The sequence below is a fragment of the Chitinimonas violaceus genome, assembly GCF_052601015.1.
Genome location: NZ_JBQXDJ010000109.1, coordinates 1 through 7985 on the forward strand (window position 1 = coordinate 1; position 7985 = coordinate 7985).

Consider the following 7985-nt stretch of genomic DNA (forward strand, 5'->3'; position numbering starts at 1 on the left):
AGCCTCTGCCTCCTTAAGCACGGTGATGATTTGGCTGTCCGAAAATCTCGATTTCTTCATTTTGTAGAACTCCCTCTATCCGAGAAAATTCTACTTCTGCACACCCCTATTTTCCGGGGGGATTACCTTGAACAGCGGGTATGCGTGGGTGATACCGTTTCCAATCGGTTGGAATGCGGGTTGCAGGGTTTCGCGGATGGTTTCCATCATCGTCAGCAAAGATCCTGGGATCGTCGTGATATCGCAGCTTTTCTCGATGCTTTCTGATACCTGAGCACGGCCTTCAGTATCCGCGCCGACCTCACGACCAAGCTGAATGGCGCGTAGCAGCTCGTGCTGCTCGTTGACACGGTACAAACGACAGTTCGATACCCCGAGCATAGGCAGCAATGTACGAAGCAGGCTAAGTTCCAGCAGCTCTGTATCCCGCACGGCCGTTAATGACGCCAGCCTTTTGAGTAAGCCGGGTAGTTGTGAATGGGGCATATCGCTCTTATCGCAGGCAACTGATTGTGAATATAGATAAGAGATCGACGAAAGAGAAAACCCCGCTGATGCGGGGTTTGGCATTTTTATATAGCGAGTGGAGCTAGAAACAGTAATGGGAAGAAGGGGGACTTTACTACTTTAAGCTGCACTCAAATCGGTTACATGTAACTAGAACAGCATTCCCATCTGCACAGTTTACTTGATAGATATCGCCAAATTCCTCTTTGCCTACGACCCAGGCGCCAGAGTGGTTGCTATTACAACCTTGTGATGAGGCAAGTTTTTCTGCATCGTAGGACCATTTTCCCAACTTAGGGGGAGTACCTGAAGAGATTTTTTCCTGGGCTTTGGGTTGAATCGCTTCATACGTTTTCGTTGCTGATCGAGCCATTGCTGTGGAAGCATCAAGTGGTGCAGAGGCTGGCGTTAGTGTCCGTGTAGTTTCCTTGGCTATAGTTGGTCTGGACACAATGGGCGCATTGTTTAGCCCCTTGGGATGAGAGACCAGAATGTCGTGATTGCCAGTGTAATTCATACTCAGCAAATCTAATTCTGCTTGTTCTGGCATAACAAGTGACGGGGAAACTCTCGCGATCAACGCCCCCATTGAGAGGGTGGTCTTTACATAACGCTTTTGACCGGACTCAAGTTTAAATAGAAGTGTTTTTTCGACTTCTGTTGAGGTACTAACTCTATATTTACCAGGGTCTCGGTCGATGAAGAAAAATCCTCCTGGAATGGATTCTCCTACAATTTGATCATTGACCTTTATATTGGGCCTTACTCCTCCTCCAAGAAGTGTATCTTCTCGATAAAAGAAGATCCTGCCTTTGCTTATATGGAGTTCGGGGATTTTTTCTTCAATTTGGCCCAGCTTGGGTCCGGTAGCGGCACAGCCTGTCAGAAATATAAGCAGGAGCATGGTGAAAATAGACAGCACGTTCTTCAAAATTAGATTTTCCTAATTAACATGGACGAATAAATTTCGCAACTCCTTGGAAGTAAAGGAATTGCGAAATGAGTATAAAAGAAATGATGTGTGTAAACGAGGAGTTAAAACCCTCGTATTAGGTTACCGGCTGATCGGCTTGTAGCGAATCCGCTTTGGCTTCGCGCCTTCTTCGCCTAGACGTTTCTTCTTGTCGGCTTCGTATTCCTGGTAGTTGCCGTCAAAGAAGGTCCACTTCGAATCACCTTCGCAGGCGAGGATGTGAGTGGCAATCCGGTCGAGGAACCAGCGGTCGTGCGAGATCACCATCACGCTGCCGGCAAATTCCAGTAGGGCGTCTTCCAACGCACGCAGGGTTTCCACGTCGAGGTCGTTTGAAGGTTCGTCCAGCAGCAGAACATTGCCGCCGGCAATCAACGTTTTGGCGAGGTGCAGACGGCCGCGCTCACCGCCTGACAGGTTGCCGACTATCTTCTGCTGGTCTGCGCCTTTGAAGTTGAAGCGGCCAATATAGGCACGGCTTGGGGTCTCATACCTGCCAACCTGCAGGATGTCCCGTCCTTCGGCGATCTCATCGAACACCGTCTTATTGGCACCTAGTGCGCCACGGCTCTGGTCCACATAGGCCATCTTCACCGTGTTACCAATCTTCACAGTGCCGGTATCGGGTTGCTCTTGGCCGGCTAGCATGCGGAACAGCGTTGATTTACCTGCGCCGTTCGGGCCGATGATGCCGACAATAGCGCCAGGCGGCACCTTGAAGCTCAAGTCGTCGATCAGCAACCGGTCGCCAAAGGCTTTGCTGACGTTCTCGAATTCAATCACTTCATTACCCAGCCGGTCGGCAATCGGGATGAAGATTTCCTGTGTTTCGTTACGCTTCTGGTATTCCTGCGAATTCAGCTCTTCAAACCGGGCGATGCGTGCCTTGGACTTGGCCTGGCGCGCTTTGGGATTCTGCCGTACCCACTCCAGTTCCTTGTTCAGCGCCTTCTGACGGGCAGATTCACTGGTTTCTTCCTGCTTGAGGCGGGCTTCCTTCTGTTCCAGCCAGCTTGAGTAGTTACCTTTCCAGGGAATGCCGTGACCACGGTCCAGTTCCAGAATCCACTCGGCGGCGTTGTCGAGGAAGTAACGGTCGTGGGTAACGGCCACTACTGTACCGGGGAAGCGCACGAGGAACTGTTCCAGCCAATCCACAGATTCTGCATCAAGGTGGTTGGTCGGTTCGTCGAGCAGCAGCATGTCCGGCTTGCTCATCAAAAGCTTGCACAAGGCTACACGGCGTTTCTCACCACCCGACAACACGCCGATATTGGCATCCCATGGTGGCAGGCGCAGCGCATCTGCGGCGATCTCCATCTGCGTTTCGAGGTCTTGTCCGGCGGTGGCGATAATCGCTTCGCAACGGGCTTGTTCTTCAGCCAGCTTGTCGAAGTCTGCATCCGGTTCTGCATAGGCAGCGTAAACCTCTTCCAGCTTTTGCTTGGCTTCGAACAGTTCGACCATGCCCGATTCAACTTCCGTCCGTACGGTATTGTCCGGGTTCAGCTGCGGTTCCTGAGCCAGATAGCCGATCTTGATCCCGGCCAAATGCTGGACTTCACCTTCGAACTCCTTGTCGACACCCGCCATGATCTTCAGGACGGTGGACTTACCCGAACCGTTCAGGCCGAGGAGGCCGATCTTTGCGCCTGGGAAGAAACTTAGCGAGATGTCTTTGATGATTTGCCGTTTGGGCGGCACGACCTTGCTCACGCGGAGCATGGACATTACGTATTGGGCCATTGGATTTCCGATAGGTATGACTGCAGAAGTGGCGCAAGTTTAGCAAAAGCGCAGCGAATCGCGATTCGTAATACAGATGCCAATGGCACTACGTAGAGAATGTGGTGGGAGAAACGACGGCTGATTGAAAGTCAGCGTACTTTGGCGGTACGTAGTCGTACATTGGCCAAGTCAAACGCCTGCTCAATAGGAACAGGTTTTGCCCAGGCTCTCACCGGTTGGAGAACAGCGCTTTCCAAGAGCTCTTGGCTAAGCTGGTCGAGCCCGGCCAGGGGGCGCCAACGATCACCGTAAGCTTCTTCGGGCCACACCTGCAACCCGTCGAACAGCAACGATAGATGCGGAGATGCGTGGTTATCGTCCTGTTGTACCAATGTATTGGCCAAGCGATTGGGGCCAAGCCGGCCAATGGCGCGTTGGTAGGCACGCAATGCATCGCCACAGCGGGTAAAGCCGAAACCTGCGGTCAGCCGCCGAAATTGCCGGGCTAGGCCGGGCCACTCGCTAAACAGTTGCTGGATGACTGCGGTACGTACATCGAGGGTGTTGGTTTGGGAATCGCTGCCACTCTCCAATCGCAACAGTGGTGGAACGCTGATGCCGGCAACCCGGCAAACATTGCCGAGATTGGTGGCGAATGCCGGTAGGGTGGCGCGAAGATTGGCCGCTATTTCATCCAGATCAAGTCGGCCGTCCGCATCGGGTGTAACACCCCATAAGCCAAAATCTGCAGGGCCATGAGCAAGTGTGGGATCAAGCTGCGTCTGATCTGTCAGTGCATGGACAAACCATGTCTCGAAGCCATTTGTCAAAGGTGGGTCGGTATGCGGCTCGGCCGGCTGTGGCGTGCCGGATTGTGGATCAGCCAAAGGCGGTAAGGGTGGCAAGCGCATTACATGGGTTCCGTTATCCTATTGGGTTAGGTTGGCACGATCGTGCTACTCCAGGTTTCTGTCGTTGGCTGAGCGGTATCCTGGCTGTTTGTTTTTCCTGCTGCAGGCTCCTCTCCTTCAACGCCGGTTCTGGGCTGCTGGTTGGGTTGTGTAGCGCCGGTTTTGCTCGACACAGCCTGCATCAGGCTTTCAAACAGCGTTTCGTCGTTGGCTGCATATTGCTGATAAGCAATAGTCAATTCCCACGAAAACTCTCTTTCGGTTTTGACTGACCGCCAACCATCAGCCCCTTTTTCTTGAACACTCATGGCTGTTCCGTCGAAGGCTGCAGCAAGTGATGGCGTGGGGTGGCGTTGGGTGTAATTTTCCAATACCGCACTGGCGCGGCGTGGGTCTTTGGCGTGCTGCAGGAAGTCCTGGCTAGCGGAAGCGAACGCAGTTGCGCGGTCTGTACGGGCAACGGCGACTAACTCATCAATTTGAGAACGCAGTTCAGGGTGGCCGTTCAGTACGGTCTGAAATGCAGTGTTGCGTGGGTCATCGCGCAGTATCAAACCCTTGGCGTTGAATTCCATGCGCAGTGCTGGTGGTACGGCAATACCTTGCCTATGCAACGCCAAACCTAATGATTGAGCCAGATTTGCTGCCAGCATCGCAGGGTCGCTCGTTCTATCAGATTTCGCCTGTATGGCGGCAGCGACCGTGGCCTGATTAAACAAGCTCGCAAAATTGGGAACATCTGCGGTAGAGCGCGGGGCCGGTACTACTGATTGGATATGACTTGTAAGGGTGTTGACTATTCTTAACATGGCTTTCCTCCCATCAATACTGGTTTAGAGGAAAGCAAGTGATGGGCCAGTTGAAGCGCCAATACAAAAGCCCGCATTGAGCGGGCTATACGGTAGGCAATGCAATGGGTGAAGAACAGTGAAAGAAGAAAGCCTGGTGATCCAGGGCGAGGGTGTTCAGGCTTTCGCGATAATGATTTGATACTTCTCCATCAGCTCTTCCCGTGTTTCTTTGCGATCCGGGTCGAGCGGAATACAGTCAACCGGACAAACCTGCTGGCATTGTGGCTCATCGAAATGGCCTACGCACTCGGTGCACAGGTCCGGGTCGATCTCATAGATTTCCGCCCCCTGCGAAATAGCATGGTTCGGGCATTCCGGCTCGCATACGTCGCAGTTGATACATTCATCGGTAATCATCAGGGACATGATTATTCTCGCCTTATTGCTAACGGGGGCGGATTGTAACACCGCCTTATGATGCTGCTTCTGTTACTGTCACGCCCGATTGTGGGAGTGGAAATAAAACGTTAGTCCTTGTTTGTAAATGTAAATTCCCCATCAAAGTTAAATCTTACGCTGGTAACCCGGTATCTGGTGTAGCTAGTCTTCAGTTATCTGCTTACTGGTGGTGTGATCATGGGCCGACTATTCCCTTTGCTTCTGGCCGGTAGTTTGTTGTCTGCCATCGCTGCGCCGTTGGGTGAGGTTGATGCCCGGCATCTATTGGCTCGTACCGGGTTCGGGCCAACAGCAGAGGAAGTGATGCAGTATGCGAAGTTGGATCGACAGGCTGCAGCGGCGCGACTATTGGCGGATGTCCGTACCAGAGCCGGTTCTACCCCGCCTGATTGGGTGAGCGAGCCGCTGCCCGAGCGTCGTGGCCAGATGCAGGGCGAGGAAGATAAAGCGGCCTTTCGTAACCAGCTGCGCGAGCGTGGCATAGCCTTGCGTGCCTGGTGGTTTAGCGAGTTATTGACTACGCCTTCCCCGCTGACCGAACGCATGACCTTGTTTTGGCACAATCATTTTGTGTCTGAGCTGCAGAAGGTCAGAGTTCCGCAGTTAATGTACCGGCAGAACGTTCTTTTGCGGCAGGAGGCGCTGGGTAACTTTGGGCGCATGTTGCATGCCATCGCAAAAGACCCGGCGATGCTGGTTTATCTTGATGGTGTGCAGAATCGACGTGGCGAGCCCAACGAGAATTTCGCCCGGGAAGTGATGGAGCTGTTCACGCTGGGGGAAGGGCATTACGGTGAACAGGATATTCGCGAGGCTGCGCGCGCGTTGACGGGTATGAGCTTGCAGCGTCCTAAGGGGGCGTACCGTTTTCGTCCAACTTTGCATGATGCGGGCGAGAAGACGATTTTTGGTCAGCGTGGCAACTACGACCCTGATGCTTTCCTCGACCTGCTATTGAATCGGCCAGAGACGGCGGAATTCATTACAACCAAATTGTGGAAGGAATTCATTTCGCCCCAGCCGGACGTGGCAGAGGTCAAACGCTGGGCAAAGCAGTTTCGCGACCAGCGTTATGAAATCAAGCCGCTGTTACAGGCAATGTTGAGCTCAGACGCTTTCTATGCGGTACAGCACCGTGGTGTACTGGTGAAGTCCCCCGTGGAGCTCACAGTAGGAACCTTTCGGCAATTTGGCATTACCCCGCCGGATCTAAAGCCATTGCTGATGGTGAATCGCAACCTTGGTCAGGACCTTTTCAATCCACCTAATGTGAAGGGGTGGCCTGGTTATACGGATTGGATCAACAGCCAGACACTGTTGGCCCGCAAGCAATTACTGGCGAGAGTATTTCGTGTGTCGGATATCGAAATGCCAGCGATGGTGCAGGCCGGTAAGCTGGAAAAGGCCGCGTTGCGTGTTGGTAACCGTGCGGGCTATGGCTTCTATTTGGATAGATGGTTTGGCGATGTCGGCGGTATCGGTCGTGCCAGTATGCTGCTCCTGCCATTGGTACCGGAGAATCAGCCGGAAGGGGCGCCGTTGGAAATGATCGGCCAGTTGGTGATGAACCCTTTGTACCAACTGAAGTGAGGAGGCTGTGATGGATCGACGTAATTTCCTTCAGCTGGCAGGGTTGGCTGCGCTGCACCACCTTACCACCACAGTCGCTTTCGCTGCGGCAGACCCTGGTAACCCGCGATTGCTGGTACTGATTGAGCTCAAAGGCGGTAATGATGGCCTCAATACGGTTGTTCCTTATGCTGACGCAACGTATTACAACTTGCGGCCAAAGATCGCCATTGCACGGGACCAGGTGTTACAGCTGGACGAGCGCAGCGGTCTGAATCCAGCCATGCAGGTTTTGATGCCGCTTTGGCAGTCCAGGCGGCTGGCCATAGTACAAGGGGTGGGCTATCCGAAGCCGAATCTGTCGCATTTTCGCTCCATCGAGATCTGGGATACCGCATCTAATAGCGACACGGTATTGCAAACAGGCTGGCTGAGCCGTCAATTTGCCGCCAAGCCACTGCCGGCAGGGTTCGTTACGGATGGTATCGCCGTAGGCAGTCAGGACCTCGGCCCGTTGGATGGCGGAGTAAGGGCGTTGATCTTGCAGAACCAGGATGCTTTTGTACGACAAGCCAAACTGGCTGGCGATAAAAGCGCAGGTGTGCAAAACGCCGCTCTGACGCATCTGCTGAAAGTGGAGGAGGACATACGCATCGCTGCGCGTGGTTTGGCTGGTAGCGCCAGCTTGAACACGGTTTTTCCGGACCACGGTTTTGGCAGAACGGTAAAGACAGCGATGGAAGCGCTGGCGGCAAATCGTAACATCGGTGTGTTCCGGTTGACGCTGGGCAGTTTTGATACCCATGTGAATCAGCGCAACCAGCAGGACAGATTGCTTGGTGAACTGGCAGAGGGGCTGATTGCTTTGCAGGCAGCGCTGACCGAGCTTGGGCGCTGGAATGATACCTTGGCGATGAGTTAGAGCGTGTTTTAAAAGTCACGAACAGCCCCATGTGTTCGATTTTGACATGGCTAAAAAAGTAGTCGCAGGAGAGAGCAGCAGTACCCGACCGATTTAAGCGACAAGAAGTGGAAACGGATTGAACC

At 53.3% G+C, this 7985-nt stretch carries 8 protein-coding genes; 2 read left to right on the top strand and 6 right to left on the bottom strand.

Annotated features, from left to right (window positions below):
- Positions 1 to 90: 90 nt before the first annotated feature.
- From ACUHMQ_RS19580 to ACUHMQ_RS19605, 6 genes are all read right to left on the bottom strand, one after another.
- Positions 91 to 486, bottom strand: coding sequence for a hypothetical protein (locus tag ACUHMQ_RS19580; protein ID WP_445297142.1), 396 nt, complete (start codon positions 484 to 486; stop codon positions 91 to 93).
- Between the two features lie 136 nt (positions 487 to 622).
- Positions 623 to 1429 (bottom strand): DUF2846 domain-containing protein, encoded by an 807-nt coding sequence (locus tag ACUHMQ_RS19585; RefSeq protein WP_445297149.1) that lies wholly within the window; start codon positions 1427 to 1429, stop codon positions 623 to 625.
- Between the two features lie 132 nt (positions 1430 to 1561).
- The gene (gene ettA / locus ACUHMQ_RS19590) at positions 1562 to 3226 is read right to left on the bottom strand and encodes an energy-dependent translational throttle protein EttA (RefSeq protein ID WP_445297143.1); all 1665 of its coding nucleotides are present in this window, start codon (positions 3224 to 3226) and stop codon (positions 1562 to 1564) included.
- 131 nt (positions 3227 to 3357) lie between these two features.
- On the bottom strand, positions 3358 to 4119 hold the full coding sequence (locus tag ACUHMQ_RS19595) for a hypothetical protein (protein ID WP_445297144.1): 762 nt from the start codon (positions 4117 to 4119) through the stop codon (positions 3358 to 3360).
- A gap of 26 nt (positions 4120 to 4145) precedes the next feature.
- Positions 4146 to 4928: a hypothetical protein gene (locus tag ACUHMQ_RS19600; protein WP_445297145.1), complete on the bottom strand. Its 783-nt coding sequence runs from the start codon at positions 4926 to 4928 to the stop codon at positions 4146 to 4148.
- Positions 4929 to 5084: 156 nt separating this feature from the next.
- The gene (locus tag ACUHMQ_RS19605) at positions 5085 to 5336 is read right to left on the bottom strand and encodes a YfhL family 4Fe-4S dicluster ferredoxin (RefSeq protein WP_445297146.1); all 252 of its coding nucleotides are present in this window, start codon (positions 5334 to 5336) and stop codon (positions 5085 to 5087) included.
- Positions 5337 to 5546: 210 nt separating this feature from the next.
- Between ACUHMQ_RS19605 and ACUHMQ_RS19610 the strand changes: the two genes are divergently transcribed.
- Both ACUHMQ_RS19610 and ACUHMQ_RS19615 read left to right on the top strand, forming a co-directional pair.
- Positions 5547 to 6959, top strand: a complete 1413-nt coding sequence (locus tag ACUHMQ_RS19610; protein ID WP_445297147.1) for a DUF1800 domain-containing protein — start codon at positions 5547 to 5549, stop codon at positions 6957 to 6959.
- A 10-nt stretch (positions 6960 to 6969) separates the two neighbouring features.
- Complete coding sequence (locus ACUHMQ_RS19615; protein ID WP_445297148.1) at positions 6970 to 7860, top strand: DUF1501 domain-containing protein; 891 nt, start codon at positions 6970 to 6972, stop codon at positions 7858 to 7860.
- Positions 7861 to 7985 lie beyond the last annotated feature (125 nt).

Coding starts and splice junctions, on each gene's coding strand:
- ACUHMQ_RS19610 (WP_445297147.1), top strand. CDS start 5,547: ATGGGCCGACTATTCCCTTTGCTTCTGGCCGGTAGTTTGTTGTCTGCC.
- ACUHMQ_RS19605 (WP_445297146.1), bottom strand. CDS start 5,336: ATGTCCCTGATGATTACCGATGAATGTATCAACTGCGACGTATGCGAG.
- ACUHMQ_RS19595 (WP_445297144.1), bottom strand. CDS start 4,119: ATGCGCTTGCCACCCTTACCGCCTTTGGCTGATCCACAATCCGGCACG.
- ACUHMQ_RS19580 (WP_445297142.1), bottom strand. CDS start 486: ATGCCCCATTCACAACTACCCGGCTTACTCAAAAGGCTGGCGTCATTA.
- ACUHMQ_RS19600 (WP_445297145.1), bottom strand. CDS start 4,928: ATGTTAAGAATAGTCAACACCCTTACAAGTCATATCCAATCAGTAGTA.
- ettA (WP_445297143.1), bottom strand. CDS start 3,226: ATGGCCCAATACGTAATGTCCATGCTCCGCGTGAGCAAGGTCGTGCCG.
- ACUHMQ_RS19615 (WP_445297148.1), top strand. CDS start 6,970: ATGGATCGACGTAATTTCCTTCAGCTGGCAGGGTTGGCTGCGCTGCAC.